Origin of the sequence: Streptococcus sanguinis SK355, from assembly GCF_000212855.1 — a bacterium.
Lineage (GTDB): Bacteria > Bacillota > Bacilli > Lactobacillales > Streptococcaceae > Streptococcus > Streptococcus sanguinis_A.
Map to the genome: position 1 here is coordinate 373,421 of NZ_GL890993.1, position 19,050 is coordinate 392,470.

At 44.6% G+C, this 19,050-nt stretch carries 17 protein-coding genes and 1 other RNA gene; 6 read left to right on the forward strand and 12 right to left on the reverse strand.

The window, feature by feature from the left end:
* Window positions 1-48: 48 nt before the first annotated feature.
* From HMPREF9389_RS09430 to HMPREF9389_RS09415, 5 genes are all read right to left on the reverse strand, one after another.
* Window positions 49-906 (reverse strand): hypothetical protein, encoded by an 858-nt coding sequence (locus HMPREF9389_RS09430; protein WP_002928210.1) that lies wholly within the window; start codon window positions 904-906, stop codon window positions 49-51.
* Between the two features lie 134 nt (window positions 907-1,040).
* Complete coding sequence (locus HMPREF9389_RS09425) at window positions 1,041-2,390, reverse strand: glucose-6-phosphate isomerase (RefSeq protein ID WP_032906201.1); 1,350 nt, start codon at window positions 2,388-2,390, stop codon at window positions 1,041-1,043.
* A 474-nt stretch (window positions 2,391-2,864) separates the two neighbouring features.
* An RNA gene (gene ffs, locus HMPREF9389_RS11535) (signal recognition particle sRNA small type) lies at window positions 2,865-2,962 on the reverse strand.
* Window positions 2,963-2,974: 12 nt separating this feature from the next.
* Window positions 2,975-3,445, reverse strand: coding sequence for a tRNA adenosine(34) deaminase TadA (gene tadA, locus HMPREF9389_RS09420; protein WP_002928214.1), 471 nt, complete (start codon window positions 3,443-3,445; stop codon window positions 2,975-2,977).
* Between the two features lie 244 nt (window positions 3,446-3,689).
* Window positions 3,690-4,982, reverse strand: a complete 1,293-nt coding sequence (locus HMPREF9389_RS09415) for an adenylosuccinate synthase (protein WP_002928215.1) — start codon at window positions 4,980-4,982, stop codon at window positions 3,690-3,692.
* Window positions 4,983-5,279: 297 nt separating this feature from the next.
* On the opposite strand from HMPREF9389_RS09415, the gene gshAB reads away from it, so the two are divergent.
* The 3 genes from gshAB to HMPREF9389_RS09400 all read left to right on the forward strand — a co-directional run bounded on the left by gshAB (window position 5,280) and on the right by HMPREF9389_RS09400 (window position 9,876).
* Window positions 5,280-7,532: a bifunctional glutamate--cysteine ligase GshA/glutathione synthetase GshB gene (gene gshAB, locus HMPREF9389_RS09410; protein WP_002928217.1), complete on the forward strand. Its 2,253-nt coding sequence runs from the start codon at window positions 5,280-5,282 to the stop codon at window positions 7,530-7,532.
* 217 nt (window positions 7,533-7,749) lie between these two features.
* Window positions 7,750-8,595 (forward strand): hypothetical protein, encoded by an 846-nt coding sequence (locus HMPREF9389_RS09405; RefSeq protein ID WP_002928219.1) that lies wholly within the window; start codon window positions 7,750-7,752, stop codon window positions 8,593-8,595.
* Between the two features lie 24 nt (window positions 8,596-8,619).
* Window positions 8,620-9,876, forward strand: a complete 1,257-nt coding sequence (locus HMPREF9389_RS09400) for a toxic anion resistance protein (RefSeq protein ID WP_002907849.1) — start codon at window positions 8,620-8,622, stop codon at window positions 9,874-9,876.
* Window positions 9,877-9,952: 76 nt separating this feature from the next.
* Here HMPREF9389_RS09400 and HMPREF9389_RS09395 read toward each other — a convergent pair whose 3' ends face one another.
* Complete coding sequence (locus tag HMPREF9389_RS09395) at window positions 9,953-10,771, reverse strand: ADP-ribosylglycohydrolase family protein (protein WP_002928224.1); 819 nt, start codon at window positions 10,769-10,771, stop codon at window positions 9,953-9,955.
* A 117-nt stretch (window positions 10,772-10,888) separates the two neighbouring features.
* Between HMPREF9389_RS09395 and hslO the strand changes: the two genes are divergently transcribed.
* Both hslO and dusB read left to right on the forward strand, forming a co-directional pair.
* Window positions 10,889-11,761 (forward strand): Hsp33 family molecular chaperone HslO, encoded by an 873-nt coding sequence (gene hslO, locus HMPREF9389_RS09390; protein ID WP_032906204.1) that lies wholly within the window; start codon window positions 10,889-10,891, stop codon window positions 11,759-11,761.
* Entirely contained in the window at window positions 11,748-12,725 is a 978-nt protein-coding gene (dusB, locus tag HMPREF9389_RS09385; RefSeq protein WP_002928230.1) for a tRNA dihydrouridine synthase DusB, read from the forward strand. The genes hslO and dusB overlap by 14 nt, the downstream gene beginning before the upstream one ends.
* Window positions 12,726-12,765: 40 nt before the next feature.
* Here the strand turns inward: dusB and HMPREF9389_RS09380 are convergent, their stop codons facing one another.
* The 6 genes from HMPREF9389_RS09380 to HMPREF9389_RS09355 all read right to left on the reverse strand — a co-directional run bounded on the left by HMPREF9389_RS09380 (window position 12,766) and on the right by HMPREF9389_RS09355 (window position 18,371).
* Window positions 12,766-13,515 carry a DUF6287 domain-containing protein gene (locus HMPREF9389_RS09380; RefSeq protein WP_002928231.1) on the reverse strand — a complete coding sequence of 250 codons (750 nt, stop codon included), beginning with the start codon at window positions 13,513-13,515 and terminating at the stop codon, window positions 12,766-12,768.
* A gap of 224 nt (window positions 13,516-13,739) precedes the next feature.
* A complete protein-coding gene (locus tag HMPREF9389_RS09375; RefSeq protein WP_002911498.1) occupies window positions 13,740-14,141 on the reverse strand; it encodes a DUF4430 domain-containing protein in 402 nt (133 codons plus the stop codon).
* Entirely contained in the window at window positions 14,125-14,610 is a 486-nt protein-coding gene (locus HMPREF9389_RS09370) for a hypothetical protein (protein ID WP_002928232.1), read from the reverse strand. The genes HMPREF9389_RS09375 and HMPREF9389_RS09370 overlap by 17 nt, the downstream gene beginning before the upstream one ends.
* A gap of 42 nt (window positions 14,611-14,652) precedes the next feature.
* The gene (locus HMPREF9389_RS09365; protein ID WP_002928233.1) at window positions 14,653-15,396 is read right to left on the reverse strand and encodes a DUF4272 domain-containing protein; all 744 of its coding nucleotides are present in this window, start codon (window positions 15,394-15,396) and stop codon (window positions 14,653-14,655) included.
* A gap of 80 nt (window positions 15,397-15,476) precedes the next feature.
* Window positions 15,477-17,906 carry an ATP-dependent Clp protease ATP-binding subunit gene (locus HMPREF9389_RS09360; protein ID WP_002928234.1) on the reverse strand — a complete coding sequence of 810 codons (2,430 nt, stop codon included), beginning with the start codon at window positions 17,904-17,906 and terminating at the stop codon, window positions 15,477-15,479.
* Window positions 17,907-18,371 carry a CtsR family transcriptional regulator gene (locus HMPREF9389_RS09355; RefSeq protein WP_002928235.1) on the reverse strand — a complete coding sequence of 155 codons (465 nt, stop codon included), beginning with the start codon at window positions 18,369-18,371 and terminating at the stop codon, window positions 17,907-17,909. It lies immediately after the preceding gene.
* 146 nt (window positions 18,372-18,517) lie between these two features.
* Here HMPREF9389_RS09355 and HMPREF9389_RS0111220 point away from each other — a divergent pair, with 146 nt between their 5' ends.
* A complete protein-coding gene (locus tag HMPREF9389_RS0111220) occupies window positions 18,518-19,006 on the forward strand; it encodes a hypothetical protein (RefSeq protein ID WP_002928237.1) in 489 nt (162 codons plus the stop codon).
* Window positions 19,007-19,050: the final 44 nt, after the last annotated feature.

Sequence of the window (19,050 nt, forward strand, 5' to 3'; positions counted from 1 at the left end):
ATGCTTTGAAAGCAGTCAGTCACAAAAGATAAACTAAATAACTAAAACTTACATTTCCTCTGACTTTATATATAAGAAATTTCCATCTGGCTGGCCTACAAACAATAGGTATTCATAACCATCTTCTGTTTTATAAGTCACCTCAGCAATCAGACGGTTAGAGATAATTTTATTATCTACGTCACGTTCGGTTGTGATGACAATTTCTGACGGAACAGGATGCTTCTTCAGAACCTCTGATAAAGCTGTTCCTCCTTCACCGGTTTCCTTGTCTCCTTTTTTCAAACGTTCAAGGTCTTTGGGAGATAATACGCTCCAATCTGTCGTTTCCTTCCCTTTTCTATATTCTTTAAAAGAATCTCCAACTACCACTTGCCTCAGATAGTAGTTCTGGTCAACTTCATCAAATTGAAAAGAAATATTTTGCTCCTTGTCCCTGACAGAGGGGCCCCATCGGAGTAACAGACGATTGCGATCATATTCTGCTGAACTAGCCAAGCCATAGGCTTCAACGATTTGATCAGCCGTCAGGCCTAATCCGTCATCATTTGTATAGCTCAATCGTCCCAAGTCTTTCAAGGTCCAATTAAACTGAACAGACTGTTCATTTGTAGTAAAGCTATCGCCATTTTCTTTAGCTTCTTCCTGAGCTTTGCTCAAACGTTTAATTCTTTGCATATCCTTATTTGTCTGCGCTTGCTTGCCCATAAAATAAGCTGAACCGCTGCCAATCAAAAGACCAATTATGAGAGCAAAAGCTGAAAGTCCTATAATTTTTCCGATATTTCCCTTCTGTTCAGGCACTCCTTGTGGTTGCATCTGCTGGAAATTCCCTTGCATTGGCTGGCTAGTTTGATTGACTTGCCAAGCCCCTTGCGCTTGACCTTGACCGTCTTTTTCTGGCATGCTTTTCTCCTTATAAATTTTGTTGATTTGTCATATTGCGAAAACATTGAAAAACAATGACAAATTTTACAATATTATAACATAAATTATTCTTCCAATCAAAAAACCTCCCCTAAGGGAGGCTGCGTTTCGTATTACAAACGTGCATTCAATTCTTTACTCAATTCTTCAAATCCTGGTTTTCCAAGGAGGGCAAACATGTTGCGTTTGTAGGCTTCAACACCTGGTTGGTCAAATGGGTTGATGGCATTCAAGTAACCTGAGAGGGCAATGGCCAATTCGAAGAAGTAGATAGTGTAGCCAAGAGTGAAAGCATCTTGCTCTGGAAGAGTCACATACATATTTGGTACGTCACCATCTGTGTGGGCAAGAAGAACACCGTCAGTCGCTTTTTTGTTTACAAAGTCAACATCCTTTCCTTGAAGGTAACCAAGTCCGTCAAGATCTTCTTCCAAGCTAGGGATAATCACGTTCTTGCGTGGTTTGTCAACACGGACAACTGTTTCAAACATGATACGAGTTCCTTCTTGGATAAATTGACCAAGTGAGTGCAAGTCAGTTGAGAAGTTAGCTGAAGTTGGGTAGATCCCTTTTTGGTCTTTCCCTTCTGATTCACCAGCCAATTGTTTCCACCATTCTGAGAAGTACTGAAGTGATGGTTCGTAGTTTACCAAGATTTCAGTTGCATAGCCTTTACGGTAAAGGATGTTACGAACGGCTGCGTATTGGTAAGCTTCATTTTCTGAAAGTTTGTCTGAAGTGTAGTCTTTACGAGCTGCATTTGCACCTTCCATAAGGGCTTTGATGTCAGCACCTGATGCAGCGATTGGAAGCAAACCAACTGCTGTCAAGACTGAGAAACGTCCACCGATGTCATCTGGAACCACAAATGTTTCCCAACCGTTGGCATCTGCTTCAACCTTAACAGCACCTTTTTGGCGGTCAGTTGTTGCATAGATACGTTTGTTGGCTTCTTCTTGACCGTATTTCTTAACCAAGAGTTCTTTGAAGACACGGAAAGCGATAGCTGGTTCAGTTGTTGTACCTGATTTAGAAATCACGTTTACTGAGAAATCTTTGTCTGCTACATACTCTACCAGGTCAGCAAGATAAGTAGATGAAATTGAGTTTCCAGCGTAAAGGATTTGTGGCGCTTTGCGCTCTTCTTTTGTTTGCAAGTTTGCAAAGTGGTGGTTCAAAAAGTCGATAGCTGCTTTGGCACCAAGGTAAGAGCCACCGATACCGATAACAACCAAAACATCGCTGTCTGATTTGATTTGCTCAGCAGCCTTCAAGATGCGGTCGAATTCTTCACGGTCGTAGTTTTCAGGAAGGTCCAACCAACCCAAAAAGTCGCTACCAGCACCAGTTCCTTTACGGATCAATTCATCTGCTGCTGTTACTTGTGCTTGCATGTATTCCACTTCATGTGGGGCAACAAATTTATCTAAAACTTTTGAATAATCAAAATTAATATGTGACATGATATTCCTCCATTTTTTATTCCACTCTATCATATCGCTTTCATACTTATTTAGCAAGTAATTTATTGTTTTAAAGCGTTTCCAATTTATTTTTTTATAAATAGGCTAAAGCTAGCAACCATCTGAAAGCAATCGTTTGCGTAAGTCAACAAATTTTAGGCCTATTGAGCAGAATATTTTTGATTGACAAGAAAAGCAATACGCTCCTTAAGATTGGATGCCATCTGAATTCATTTCAGGTCCGTTCGAACTAGATTCACTGCTCCAATATTCATCTGCGCCTTTCAGGCTTGATTCATTCAACATTGGAACCTAGTTCTCGCTTTGCTCAAACTGCGTCAATGTCTCTAAACTCATCTTCCTCCTTCGGAGTTGATTCGTTAAGAATCTTTATAAGGTTTACAGATTTTTCCCTTATGGGAAAACTGCATCCATTGCTCTAAAATTCATCTGCGCCTTGCAGGCTTGATTCATTAAGAGCAATAGAAAAGAGCACACAGTTTACATCGCTTAGGGCTGCTGGATTCCTCCCCTGACCCGCTTCACGCAAAACTGTTGCTCCATGAATAGTATATCACATTTTTTTACTTTTGGCGACGATTTCTAAAAAAATCTTGCATGATTTGAGCACACTCTTCTTGGAGAACACCTGTTTCCACCTCTACTCGGTGGTTAAGTCGCTCATCTGTCAAAATATCATAAAGGCTTCCAGCTGCTCCAAACTTTTGATTTGCTGCGCCATAGACAACGTGAGGAATGCGTGCTAGACCGATTGCTCCGCTGCACATGACACATGGCTCAATGGTCACAAAAAGCGTTGTATCCAGCAAGCGCCAGCTATTTTCATGCCGATTCGCCTCTTCAATAGCCATTATTTCCGCATGCATAACAGCCCGCTGCAGCTCCTCACGTGCATTGTGGCCGCGGCCGATAATCTTACCTTCTTTAACCAAGACACAGCCGATGGGAATTTCATCATGAGCCAGAGCAATCTCGGCTTCCTTCAAAGCTTCTCGCATAAAATCTTCTTTTTCTTCAATCGTATAATTCATCATTGTCTTTCTAATTCTATAGTCGTCTATCTCATTATACCACAAGCCAGCCGCACTTCTCAGAAAAAGTAAAAGCCACCACTGGGGTGACTTTCAGGAGATTATTATGAAAAAAGTTTAGGATTTTTAAACAAAGTTAGGAGGTCTTTGTTTATGTCATTAGTATAAAATATATATCTTAAATGAATCTTAAGATAAAGTTTTCTTACAAAAAAGCACAAGAAGCAATTTCCTTGTGCTGACTTTTTTATAAATTAGACCAGACGCTTTCCAAGATATTGGTCTGCTCGCGGCCAGGACCAACTGAGAAGGTTGAAATGCGAACACCAACCAACTCACTCACTCGGCGAACATAGTTGCGGGCATTTTCTGGCAATTCTTCCAGACTGCGGACACCGGTGATGTCCTCTGACCAGCCTGGCAGCTCTTCGTAAATCGGCTTGCAGCGCTTGAGCTGTTCCAGACTAGCTGGGTAATGGTCAATTCGCTGCCCATCCAAGTCATAGGCTACACAGATTTTCACTGTATCCAGACCGCTCAAAACATCGATGGAGTTAAGCGAAAGATTGGTAATCCCTGATACACGGCGGCTATGGCGCATGACAACAGAGTCAAACCAGCCTACCCGACGCGGACGACCGGTGGTGGTGCCATATTCGTGGCCGATATCACGAATGCGGTCACCAACTTCATCGAAAAGCTCTGTCGGGAATGGTCCATCTCCGACCCGACTGGTGTAGGCCTTGCAGACACCGACTACCTTGTCAATTTTGCTCGGACCAACACCGGAACCGATGGTGACTCCCCCTGCAACTGGATTAGAAGAAGTTACAAATGGATAAGTCCCTTGGTCAATATCCAGCATAACCCCTTGAGCCCCTTCAAAGAGCACTCGCTTGCCTTGATCCAGCGCATCGTTTAGGATAACAGAAGTGTCAGTCACATACTGCTTGATTTGCTGTCCATATTCATAGTATTCTTCAAAAATATCATCAAAGTTGATTGCTGTACTATCGTACAATTTCTCAAAGAGGCGGTTTTTCTCAGCTAGATTTCGCTCCAAGCGCTCTCTGAAAATATCTTTATCCAAAAGGTCAGCGATGCGGATACCGACACGAGCAGCCTTGTCCATATAGGCAGGGCCGATTCCCTTGATTGTCGTCCCGATTTTATTGTCACCTTTTGCTTCTTCCTGCAGACGATCCAGCTCGATATGGTAAGGCAGGATGACATGCGCTCGATCAGAGATACGAAGGTTATCCGTCGTCACACCCTCTTCATGCAGGTAGTTCAATTCTTTGACCAGAGATTTGGGATTGACCACCATTCCATTTCCAATGACAGAGATTTTTTCTGGGAAGAAAATCCCTGACGGAATCAGGTGCAGCTTGTACTTCTTGCCGTCAATCACGATAGTGTGGCCGGCATTGTCACCGCCCTGATAGCGAGCAATCACTTCGGCATTGGCTGAAAGGAAGTCTGTAATCTTCCCTTTTCCTTCATCTCCCCACTGGGTTCCTACAACAACTACTGATGTCATAATTTTGTCTGAGCTGAAGCAGCTCTTCCTTTCTTGAAAAGCAGGCAGGAATCTCACCTGCGATTATGTTTTATACCTCATTATATGAAAAATTTAACAATTTTTCAAGATGGGATCCATTCTTGATTTGCTTTTTCCCTTTTGAAAACGAATTAAATTTTCACAAAATCTGTATTTTCTGAAATTTAGCAGTTTATTAAAAACAAAAGTTCGGAATTTTTGTAAAATCGTAGCGGAAATTTGTTTTCTTTTTCCGTTTGTAATAGACTAAAATTACTAGCATAGGACGGTGAAACGATGACGATTAATCAATTACTGCAGAAACTGGATACAGCAAGCCCCATTCTCCAAGCGACCTTTGGTCTGGAGAGAGAAAATCTGCGAGTGACAGCTGACGGGCACTTAGCTCAAACTGCTCATCCGAGTCAGCTTGGTTCCCGCAATTTCCACCCGACCATCCAAACAGACTTCAGCGAGCAACAACTGGAACTAATTACACCTATTGCTCACTCGACTAAGGAAGCGCGACGCTTACTGGGAGCTATCAGCGATGTGGCTGGCCGCTCGATTGAGCAGAGTGAACGCCTCTGGCCCCTGTCTATGCCACCGCAGCTGACTGAAGAAGAGATTATCATCGCCCGTTTGGAAAACGAATACGAACGCCACTACCGAGAGGGTTTAGCGAAAAAATATAGCAAAAAACTACAGGCCATCTCCGGCATCCACTACAACATGGAGCTAGGAAAAGATCTGGTCACTGCTCTCTTTCAAGCTAGCTCCTACCATTCACTCAAGGACTTTAAAAATGACCTCTATCTCAAGCTAGCTCAAAATTTTCTGCGTTTCCGCTGGATTTTAACCTATCTCTACGGGGCAGCCCCTTTGGCAGAAGCTGGCTTCTACAGTCAGGAAATTTCCCAGCCTATCCGCTCTTTTCGTAACAGCGACTATGGCTATGTCAATGACGAGAACATTAAAGTTTCTTACGCTTCTTTGGAGCAATATGTAACCGATATTGAAAACTACGTTCAGTCAGGCGAGCTCAGCGCTGAAAAAGAATTTTACTCAGCCGTTCGCTTCCGTGGACAGAAACATAATCGCGCCTATCTGGAGCAGGGTATCACCTATCTGGAATTTCGCTGCTTTGACCTCAATCCTTTTGACCATTTAGGCATTAGCCAAGAGACCTTAGATACTGTCCATTTCTTTTTACTGAGCCTGCTCTGGCTAGATGATGTAGAAAATGTTGATGTAGTATTAAAAGCTGCCCATGACTTGAACCAAAAAATTGCTTGCAGCCACCCGCTGACTGCCCTGCCAGATGAGGCAGACAGCTCAGCAATTCTCCAAGCCATGGAAGAGCTCATCCAGCATTTTGAACTGCCAACTTACTACCAAAACTTGCTTGAGCAGCTTAAGGAAGCACTACTAAATCCTCAGCTAACCCTATCTGGTCAGCTCCTGCCTCATATTCATCAGGATTCCTTAATAGCCTTTGGACTAGACAAAGCGGAGGAGTATCACCGCTACGCTTGGACTGCTCCTTATGCCCTCAAAGGCTATGAAAATATGGAATTATCCACTCAGATGCTGCTCTTTGATGCTATTCAGAAGGGACTGAATGTCTACATCTTAGATGAAAACGATCAATTTCTCAAGCTTTGGCATGGTCACCATGTAGAATATGTCAAGAACGGCAACATGACCTCCAAGGATAACTATGTCATCCCTCTGGCTATGGCCAATAAAACAGTCACCAAAAAGATTTTGGCAGCAGCTGACTTTCCCGTTCCAGCTGGAGCAGAATTTTCTTCCCTAGAGGATGGACTGGCCTACTATCCTTTGGTTAAGGACCAACAAATTGTCGTCAAACCCAAGTCAACCAACTTCGGACTGGGCATCTCTATCTTCCAAGAACCAGCTAGCCTGGAAGCTTATAGCAAGGCTTTGGAGATTGCTTTTTCAGAAGACGCTGCTGTCTTAGTGGAGGAATTTATCGCTGGAACGGAGTACCGCTTCTTTATCTTAGACGGTCAGTGCCAAGCAGTCCTCTTGCGAGTGGCGGCCAATGTCGTCGGAGACGGTCAGCATACCGTGAGAGAATTGGTGGCCATCAAAAATGACAATCCTCTGCGGGGCCGAGATCATCGTTCACCGCTTGAAATCATTGAACTGGGGGACATTGAACTGCTCATGCTGGACCAGCAAGGCTATGGACCAGATGATATCCTGCCTACTGGAGTCAAGGTTGACTTGCGGCGCAATTCCAACATTTCTACTGGCGGAGACTCTATCGATGTCACAGACAGCATGCACCCATCTTATAAGGAACTCGCTGCGGACATGGCAAAGGCTATGGGAGCCTGGGCCTGTGGCGTTGACCTTATCATCCCTGACAGCTCTGCTATTTCCACAGAGGAAAATCCTAACTGCACCTGCATCGAGCTCAACTTCAACCCCTCTATGTATATGCACACCTATTGTGCTGAGGGGCCAGGACAAAACATCACTCCTAAAATACTGGCCAAACTTTTCCCAGAAATGGACTGATAACATAAGAATCGTAGGGCATCCCCTGCGATTTTTGTTTGAATACTTGAGAGAAACAAAGAAACTTTCGTTCTATAAACAACACTTACTTTATTGAGAGGAATAAAATGCCTTTCTGAATTAAGCAAATATATAAAATCATTTCAATCTTTATCCTTCAAAAACCAGCTTTTATGTTAAAATAGAGATATCACATTGAGAAGAAAGAGAAACGTCCATGTCGAGGAGAAATGATGATTCCAATCAGCAACCAGAATGGTTTAGCTGGATTTGGATACTTGTATTTGTATTTGGTTCTGGAGCTGTAGCCAGCTATCTAATTCCCATAGCTATTCTGGGGGCTATTGGTTACGGAATCTATCGCCACCAAAGCCAGAAAAAAGTTCGGATTGAAGCAAAGCAAGCCAGCATTGGCCGGATTGAAGATTTGAAATCAGAAATTGGTCATGCTGACCGCCGCATTAAAGAATTGGAAGGCTACCAAGAAGATGGGGACCAAGAAAGCTATCAGAATTTAGCTCTAGAAATTCTTCCCCAGCTAACCTATATCAAAAATGCTGCTAACGACCTACGCGGAGAAATTCCTACTTCAGTCTACCAGCGAATCCAGACCAAAATTCGTACTGTCACCGATGAAATTGATGAACAGCTGAAAAAGATTGAACGAGAGAAAAAACGAAAAGAAGCCCAACCTGAGAAAACTAGTCTAGAAGAGCTAGCCCCAGAATTGGTCGCTACGGTTCGCAATATTCAGATTGACCATGAGGCCATTCTTCAAAAAATCTCTCAATCCGAAAGCAATAATAAGGAAGAGCTGACTGCCATTCATCAGTCCCAGATGGAACACTACGAAGATATTTTAGAAGGCTACCTCAAAATCAAAGCTTCTCCCAAAGATTTTTACAATGCAGAGGAGCGGCTAGCCAAGGCAAAAGCAGCTATTGAGCAGTTTGATTTGGACCTAGACGAAGCGCTGCGTCAGTTAAATGAAGCTGATTTGAGGGACTTTGACATTAGCCTGCGCATCTTAGATAAAGAAAAGCAAACAGACACCGGCCTTTAATCTATATAAACCAAAGGAGAAACTATGAGCCAAGAATTTAATTTTGATATTGATAAAATTGCCAATAATGCTATCAGCAAAAGCGACAAAACAACAGAAATCATCGAAGCCAATACGACTCAAGAAAATGGCCAGCTAACTTTTCTAGAAAAGCTGACTCCTGAGCAACAGAGTGCGATTACTGCTAAAGCCCCTCAGCTTGTGGATAATTTTGTATCGGACCAAAATGCCTTGCTGGACTTTGGCCAATCTGCTGTAGAAGAGGTCAACGGTACTGTCAATCGTATCTTAGCCGAGCAGAAAAAATTACAGATTCCCCAGGTAGATGAGCTCTTAAAAAACACCAACAAAGAACTCAATGGCTTTGTCGCAAAATACAAGGATGCTCAAGTAGCAGAACTGGACAAAAAGCCTAATTTCCTGGAAAAACTCTTCAAACAGAGCAAAAACACTCTTCAAGAATTCTATTTCGACTCACAAAATATTGAGCAGAAAATGGATGGAATGGCTGCAACAGTCGTCAAACAAGAAGATGTTCTGGCTCGCAATATTGTTTCTGCTGAAATGCTGATTGAGGACAATACCAAATCGATTGAAAACCTAGTTGGAGTTATTTCCTTTATCGAAGCTGCTCAGCAAGAATCTGGCAATCGAGCGCTCAAACTGCAGGCTGAAGTTGCTCAGTTAGATATGACAACCGTTGACTACCAAGTCAAATCGCAAGAATTAGCTCGAATGACAGAGGTGGTCAATACCCTAGAGCAGCAACACACTGAATATGTCAGCCGTCTCTATGTGGCTTGGGCGACAACGCCTCAAATGCGTAATCTAGTCAAGGTTTCCTCTGATATGCGCCAAAAACTTGGAATGCTCCGCCGCAATACTATTCCAACTATGAAGCTATCTATCGCCCAGTTAGGCATTCTCCAGCAATCCATGAAGTCTGGTCAGGTAGCTGACGCCATCTCTAATGCGAATAACGCTGCCCTGCAAATGCTCGCCGAAACGAGCAAGGAAGTCATTCCTCAGCTGGAGCGGATTTCCCAAAGCCCTACTATCGCTGTTGAGTCTGTCACTAAGCTGGCAGAAAGCCTTGTCGCACAAAACCAAGGCATTATCGAAGCTATTGATAAAGGACGGGAAAAACGCGCTCTGCTAGAAGCCACTGTTATCCAATCTGCAGAGACCATCAACAACTCTGTCAAACTGCGTGATCAAAAGATTATCCAAGCCCTGTTGGACCAAGGCAAGGAAGCCCAGAAAGAATTAACTACAGAATAAGTAAAAGAGCCTAGATGGCTCTTTTACTGTTTTACTTTTTAAATGATCAATACAGTCCTGTCTTCCGATTATCCCTTTAAAACAAGCAACTTTCCAACAGTTCTTTATTGCGCAACTGGGCTAACCAGTTGTCAGGAATCCCTTCCAAACCATAGATGATACCAGCCAATCCGCCAGCAACTGCTGCTACTGTATCAGTGTCATCGCCCAAATTAACAGCTTTCAGGACAGTTTCCGGATAAGAAGTGCTAGTTAGCAGACACCACAGTGCTGCTTCCAAGGTATCCACCACATAGCCAGTAGAACGAATGTCAGTCTCTGTCAGCTCTGCTAAAGTTTGCAAACGAGCGTAGGTTTTGCTAGTCTCTAAGTCTGATAGTATTTCCGGTAGTTGCTGGCCTTTTAAGAGCCTACGAGCAAAATCCACATAAAGAAGGCAGGCCTCTACGGAAGTCGCATGGGCATGTGTAATACTGGAAACAGCTTCAATATCAGACGGATCAGCTGCCGTAAAGGCTAGGGGCGGAATCCGCATTAAAGAACCATTTCCATTGGAATATTCATCAGATAGACCGTGTCCTCTTGTCAAAGCTTCGCGAGTCGCATTTCCTACATCAAAAGTCAGACCATCTGGTGTGTATGCTCCCTCGAATAGCCATTTTTTAAACCGCTGCTGCATATCGGCAGGGTCAATCTTACCTTTTTCCCTGATAGAATCACAGGTCGCCAAAACAAGGCTAGTATCATCTGACCAAGTTCCAGCCGGCTGCTGATGGCTGCCATAGCCTGTCATACCAACCGCTTCAAAACTGCCCCGAATTAAAAATTCATACGGAACACCTAGAGCATCTGCCACCGCCAAACCATAGACTGCCGCTTTCAAAGATTGGTTCATGCTAGCCTCCTCTGCTTTTTGTTTTATTATACTATTTTTGGTCTTAAAATTCTCCCTAACCCCAAAAACAAGCGCAGTCGCGCGCTTGTTTTTCTATTTTGTGTTAAAATAAAAGGTATGGACAAAATTATCAAAACTATCTCAGAAAATGGTTCTTTCCGAGCTTATGTGCTGGATAGCACAGAGGCGGTTCGGACCGCTCAAGAAAAACATCAAACTCAAGCAAGCTCTACCGTTGCACTTGGCCGCACACTGATTGCCAGTCAAATTTTAGCTGCAAATGAAAAAGGCCAGACCAAGATTACCGTCAAGGTCCTTGGGACCAGCTCACTAGGCGCGATTATCACAGTGGCAGATACCGAGGGCAATGTCAAAGGCTATGTGCAAAATCCCGGTGTAGATATCAAAAAGACTGCCACCGGTGAGGTTCTAGTTGGTCCTTTTGTCGGCCAAGGAGAATTCCTCGTCATCACAGACTATGGTACTGGCAATCCTTACAACTCCATGACTCCTCTCATCTCTGGAGAAATCGGCGAAGACCTAGCCTTCTACCTGACCGAAAGCCAGCAAACACCTTCCGCAGTTGGTCTCAATGTCCTCTTGGATGAGAATGATAAAGTCAAGGTTGCCGGTGGTTTCTTGGTCCAAGTTCTGCCTGGTGCCAAGGAAACCGAAATTGCCCGCTTTGAGAAGCGAATCCAAGAAATGCCTGCTATTTCCAAGCTGTTAGAATCCGATGACCACATCGAAGCTCTGCTGGCTGCCATCTATGGTGATGAGCCTTACAAACGCCTATCTGAAGAGGAAATCCGCTTCCAGTGCGACTGTAGCAAAGAGCGCTTCATGAATGCCTTGGCTACTCTGCCAAAGGCTGACTTAGAAGAGATGCGTGACCAAGACCAAGGAGCTGAAATCGTCTGCCAATTCTGCCAGACAGCCTATCACTTTGACCAAAACGACCTGGAGGAACTGATTCGTGACAAATCTTAATACCCCTTTTATGATTGGGAATGTTGAAATTCCCAACCGCACAGTTCTGGCGCCTATGGCCGGCGTAACCAACTCTGCTTTCCGAACCATTGCCAAAGAGTTAGGAGCAGGCTTGGTCGTCATGGAAATGGTCTCTGACAAGGGCATCCAGTATAACAACGAAAAAACCCTCCACATGCTCCATATTGATGAGGGAGAAAATCCCGTTTCTATCCAGCTTTTCGGTAGCGACGAGGACAGTTTGGCGCGCGCAGCGGAATTTATCCAAGAAAACACCAAAACGGATATTGTCGATATCAATATGGGCTGCCCGGTCAATAAAATTGTCAAAAACGAAGCTGGGGCTAAATGGCTCAAGGACCCTGAGAAAATCTATAAAATCATCAACAAGGTCCAATCCGTTCTGGATATTCCCCTGACAGTCAAGATGCGGACTGGCTGGTCTGACAGCTCACTGGCTGTAGAAAACGCTCTGGCTGCTGAAGCAGCTGGCGTCTCTGCCCTGGCTATGCACGGCCGCACCCGTGAGCAAATGTATACTGGTCATGCTGACCTTGAGACCCTGCACGATGTAGCCCAAGCTCTGACTAAGATTCCTTTCATCGCTAACGGTGATATCCGTAGCGTCCAAGACGCAAAACATCGGATTGAAGAAGTCGGAGCAGATGCCGTCATGGTAGGACGGGCTGCTATGGGAAATCCCTACCTCTTTAATCAAATCAACCACTACTTTGAAACCGGCGAAATTCTTCCAGACCTCAGCTTCGAGGACAAGATGAAAATCGCTCACGATCACCTTTCTCGCTTGGTAAATCTCAAAGGAGAATATGTAGCCATCCGCGAATTCCGGGGCCTAGCTCCGCATTATCTACGCGGTACTGCCGGAGCAGCCAAGCTCCGCGGTGCTATTTCGCAAGCTGAAAGTCTGGCTGAAATCGAAGAACTCCTGCAAATTCCAAAATAAAAACGAAAGGAAGCCCATTGGACTTCCTTTTTCCTTATGTTTAAGGTTGAGTTACCACAACGCTTGTTACTGAGCCATCTGCTCCTGTTGTAATCTGCAGATTGGCATTGCCTTGCCCGCTTAACTGCGCATTGTATTTCCCATCATCCAGCGTATAGGAGTAGGAAGCGATAGAATAATTATCAGTCTTTCCATCTACAGACTGGACTGTGAATTGACCATTACCTGATACAGTCACAGTATTTCCATTGGCATCCTTCCAAGTACCAGCAGCCGCTGAGAAATCCCCATCCACCATAGTCAAGACACCTTTATAGCGAGCATTGCTAGCTGCCTGCTTATTTTGAAGCTGGCGATTGCTTTCCGGTGCTTGGGCTGGTTGAGCCGGTTGAGACTGAGTATTTTGTCGACCTGAAGCTTGCTGCGGTTGCGTTTGTTGGGCTTGAGGAGCTTCGACAGTAGACTGTTGCTGATTAGCAGGAATTTCGGCTTGTCCAGGCTGGCCAACTGCTCCTTCTGAAGAAGCGCTATTGCTAGCCTTAGGAGAAGTGCTGGCCTTGCTGGATGACGCAGCTTTTGAGCTAGAGGAAGTCTGAACAGTCTTGCTAGAACTAGCTCTTGTTGTACTTTCTTCTTTCTTACCACATGCCCCTAAAAGAAAACTAGAAGCCAGAACTGCAGCTGCCATCATTTTTGTATAAGTACGTGTTTTCATCTTTCGTCTCCTTGTAATATTTAGAAATCTTTTTGTAACATTATTGTAACACCGGAAATTTACTATGTCAATCATTTATACAAGATTTTTCAAAAAAATTTTTTACTTAAGTAAAGTTCCGTTTCTCAATCTCCTTCTTCTGTCATGAGAAACACGCTCCTACTTATCTATTCGTAATTAAAAATGAAAAAACAGTTTTTTATAAAATTTTATAAAAATATTTTCAGGCACTTTAAAACTGTATCAAGGGCACAAAAAAGAACCTAATGCCCAAGCATCAGATTCTTTTTATAAAAGATTTATTGCTGATAGACTTCTTGGTAGAATTCCAGCTTGTCTCCATCCTTGACAGTGATTTGATTGGCTGCCTTAGGAGCCATTTCTCCGTTGACCTTAAACATCCAGTAGAGGCCCTTTGCTTCATCCTGAGCATGACCGTCAATAGAAGTGATAAAACCATCTTTTTCTTCGACCTTATAGGCCTTTTTCAAAGCATCCATCGCTGTCTTTCCTTCTTCGACAGCCACCGTTTTCTCGCTCTTTTCCTGACCTTCTGGCGCAATACTGATGCTGATTTTCAGTTCCTTTTTGACAGAAGAATCAGCTGAGCTAGAGCTCTTGTCAGTATTTGTCTGGCTGCTGCCGCAACCAACAAGGAGAAGGGCAAAAGCAAGTGTGAGCAAACTAAAGATTTTTTTCATGATAGAGCCTCCTTAAAATAGGGTACAAGAGTGGGTAAAAAAACAAGGTCGACAGTCCGTGCGCTATATTGAAAGTCAAAGCATTGATAATCGCATAAGACCACCAGTGATAGTTGTAAAGCAAGGCTGTCAGTGTATCGATGGCAATGCCATAGCCAAAGGATAGGAGAGCTGCTGCTATTCCCTGTCCCACTAGATTTAACCGAGAATAGAGCAGCCGCCAAAGGCAAAGAATCAGTCCAAAGGACAGCAACTGAAAGAGGACGATCGGACTCATTCCCAAAAGAAAGGCTGATGTAAACATTGTCACAGCCATCACTAGGAGTGAGGTCTGCAAATCCTCAAAGATAACTATCAGGAAAAAGATAGCTGAGATAGGCTGCACATTGGGCAAAAAGGAAAATGCATAGCGAAAGGCCACACATAGAGCCGATAGGATGGCAATTTTAGCCATTTTGCGAGCGGACAAAGGTACCTCCTTTTCTAATTGAGTGAATCAAGAGAAGTTGGACTAGGTATGCAGCTCAACAGCATCCCAGTCTTGAGCCGTATTCAGCCCCAACAGCCAGTCAAGGCCAGACCGCCTCTCCAGAACAACACTTTCATCAAGGCCTGCCGGTTCTGGCTGGTCATGAATCCGAGCATCAACACAGGCCCAGTGATAACGATAAATCAAATCATCTTCATCCAGTAACTCTTCTAAGCTGCGCGGTTGGCATTTGCCCAGAAATTCCTGAAAGTTAACCGCACTAGCGACTGCATCAATAGCAGCATCACAATCACAAATCTTATCTGGAAACGGCAAAGTATCTACTAGACCTAAGTACCAAATCAGGGACCAATAGGCCTCGTATTTCCAAACCATATTGATGATAGCTGCCGGGTCGGCACGATCTTCCAAGACCTCCTTTTCTTTGGGCGTCAGCTCTTCCTGCACCCCGTATTGCTGCAGTTTATCCTGCAGCCACTGGCGGCTCTCCTCATTATAATTATTATTTTCGATATCCAAGGCCGCCTGAATAATCAAGAGGCTGGTAATAGCCCGACGCGCAATTTCTTCTAGCGAGCGCGGCCGTACCTGCTCAGCACTTTCGATGACCGGCAAATGCTCAAGGTAAGGAATCCCCTCCTTTTTCAAGCGCTGGATACTAGCCGCTTTGCGCTCTTCTGGTTTTTTCACTCTGGCTCGCTTACCTGCAAATAAATCTTTAAAAAACGACATATCAGCCTCCAATCCTTCAATTCCCAGTTTCATTGAATGATGAAATAACTGTTGAGTATCTATCTAATCAAGGGCTAATCGCAGGCGAAAATTTTCATTGCAGACTTGGCTTTCTAAGCCACTTCGAACTTGAGTTGGCCAGTCTTAACCCCGACCTTAAGTGTTTGACCAGCCGCCAAATCACCTGTCAGGAGCAGCTCAGACAGCTTGTCCTCCACCTGGGTCTGAAGAGTGCGACGCAATGGCCGTGCACCCATTTCCACATCGTAGCCTTCCTGAGCCAGCAGCTTAAGAGCACTAGCCTGAAACTTCAGCTCAATTCCCTTCTCAGCAAGACTGGCAATGAGCGGTTTGACCATAACCTTGACCACTTCCTGCATATCTTCTGCAGATAAGCTGTGGAAGACTACCTTCTCATCTATACGGTTGATAAACTCTGGTCTATATGCTTTCTTGAGTTCTTCCAGCATCCGTTTTTCCATATTGGCGTGGTCCAAACGAATGTCACGCGCACCAAAGCCCACCGTCTTATCATCCCGCAAACTGGTTGCTCCCAGATTGCTGGTCATGATAATAATTGTGTTGGAGAAGTCCACCTTGCGGCCCTTACTGTCAGTCAGCTGACCATCATCCAAGACCTGCAGGAGAACATTGAAAATATCCGGATGCGCCTTTTCCACCTCGTCAAAGAGCAGGACAGAATAAGGTCTGTTGCGCACCTTCTCCGTCAGCTCTCCTCCCTCTTCATAGCCTACATAACCTGGAGGGGCTCCGTTGAGGCGGCTAGCCGCGAATTTCTCCATGTACTCACTCATATCAAAGCGGATGAGGGCAGATTCGTCATCAAAGAGACTTTCGGCCAAAGCCTTAGCTAGCTCTGTCTTTCCGACTCCTGTCGGACCTAGGAACATAAAGGAGCCAATTGGCCGCTTGCTGCTGCGGATGCCCGACTGATTCCGTCGGATCGCTCGGCTGATAGCTGAAATCGCCTCATCCTGCCCAATCACGCGTTTATGCAGTTCTGTTTCCAAATTGAGATATTTCTTAGCATCTGTCTGAGTCAGCTTCTGCACAGGAATACCAGACAAACCACTAAGTGTTGCCAAAACATCGTCTTCTTCCACTTTCAGTTTATAGAGCTTAGGCTGCTGCTCTTGCTCAAGCAACTTTGAGACTTTTTTGAAATCCGCTGCCATCAAGGCTTGATCCACTGGCGTCAAATCTGACTGCTCATAATTCTGCGGTCCTCTATTCTGCACTGTCGCACTGGCCTCGTCCAAAAGATCAATGGCAGAGTCTGGCAGGTGCTTGCTAGTCAGATAGCGATGGGCGTATTTGACCGCTGTCTCGATAGCCTGATCACTGATCTGCACCTTGTGATGGTCCTCATAGCTCTTTCTCAAACCTTGTAAAATAGCAATGCTGTCAGCCACATTCGGCTCTTCTATACTGACTTTGGCAAAACGCCGAGAAAGAGCAGCATCTTTTTCAATATGTTTCTGGTACTCTTCCTGCGTTGTAGCACCAACTGTCCGCAATGTTCCGCGAGCCAGAGCCGGTTTCAGGATATTGGCCGCATCCAAGGTCGAGTCAATACCGCTGCCAGAGCCCATGATAGTATGTAGCTCATCGATGAAGAGAATGACATGACCATCTTCTTCAATGTCATTGATGATGTTGTTCATCCGCTCCTCAAAGTCTCCGCGAAAGCGAGTGCCAGCGACTACATTCATCAAGTCCAGCTCCAAAACCCGCATCTTGGCAAGTTCAGCCGGAACCTGACCAGCCGCTACACGCTGAGCCAGTCCCAAGGCTAGAGCAGTCTTACCAACCCCAGCATCTCCAACCAGCACTGGATTGTTTTTAGTCTTGCGACTGAGAATCTGAACTATCCGTGAAATTTCCTGATCGCGGCCAATGACTGGCTCCAATCGGCCATCTCTAGCCAGCTCCGTCAGATCACGAGTGTAATCTTCCAGCCCCCCGCTGGTAGAAGCCGGCATCCCCATCATATTAGCCATGGTCTGCTTAGCAGCCATTACGCCCTTATTCAGACTGCGGATAGCCTTGATATCTTCCTTGCCCCAGCCAGCTCGCTGCTCCAAGACCTTACGCAAATCACTGATTTTCGGCCCCTGCTCCTTATCCTCGTAGCTAAAGCCGGTAAATTCCAGAATACGAGAGGCCAAGGTCCCCCGGTCAAATAGCATGGCCAGCAGCACATGTTCGGTACCTACATGCTTAGCGCGAACAGCTTCTGCAATCTGTCCTGCCTCCTCAAACAGCTCCTCTAAGCGATAAGAAAAAGGCAGCAGCTCGAAGTGACCGTCTTTCTGATAAGCCTGACCAGTAATCTGAAAAGCTGCTTCTTCAAATCCATCAACTTCCACAGGAAATTCATTGAGAACTGAACCAGCAACACTGTAGGGATTATTAGCCAAAGCAATCAGCAGATGCCATGATTCCAGATAATCTGTCGTAAAATGGCCGGCCAAGAGCTGGGCTGCTTCCAAGCTTTCTATTAAGGCTTTTGAGTATTTCATTTATGATTCCATTCCTTTTCTGTCTAGTTGTTGTAAAATCTTTTTTAATATCCGGGCACGAATCACCGCAGCTTCATCACCCAAAATCGAGTCCGATGCTGTTGACAAGATTAGATTGCCCTCACGTTCAGTCATAATCTTCTCGTCAAAAAGAAGCTGAATAACATCTGTAAAAACCTGCTGGCTGACACGCTCTCCCACACTGTCGTACAGGCCGCAAAGCATCTGATGCTGGTCGGAAAATTCAATCTTTCCAATTCGAATATAGCCGCCGCCACCACGCTTACTCTCGACGATATAGCCCCGACTTTCCGTGAAACGCGTCTTAATAACATAGTTAATCTGACTGGGAACCACCTGAAAAACATCAGCCAGTTCACTGCGTTTCAGTTCAACCATCCCAGCCTGAGCCAGAATAGACTTGATATATGCTTCAATACTGTCCGATGTGTTTTTTGCACCCATGACTTCCCTTTCCAGTTGAGAATTTCAGAATAAATCTCTTCTTTCCTTGCTTCTCTAACATTGACTATCTTTGACTAATATTATACCGGAAAAGTCTCTATTTTGAAAGAAAAAGGGATGACTGAAAGGTCTGATAATTCAAACTAGTGAAAAAGCTTTGCTACACTTATGTAACCGCTTGCTTTTTGCTTTTAAAGCGTTATAATATAGGTGGAAATCCACAAGGAAAAGACAGGCAGAAACTCCTGCCTGCCAACTATCATCTAAACAAGGAGGATAATCCAATGAAAATGGATTGGCTCAACTATTCTCGTCATGTACTCAAATGGCTCTTTGCAGCTCTGAGTATTTTCACCATTTTTTCTGCTGACTATGTTGATATTCCTATCGGAGCTCTCATCGCCTGTCTTTATGCTCCCCTGCTCTTCGAACAGGAGCTGGTCAGTAACCGAGTCAAATGGTATAGCTTTCTGATCATGATGGTGGTTACTCTGCCCCTTTTGTTTATTACCAAAGTCTACCAGTTTAGCCTGACTTACCCCCAAACGACAGTGCTTCTCTTCCTCTTGGCAGTATTGATTTTTACCAACGGCTTGATTGCTCATAAGGAAGAAAGAGAAAAAGCAGCTAAGTGATGCTGATCACCATTCTAAACAGGATGTTTAAAAAACCTATAAAA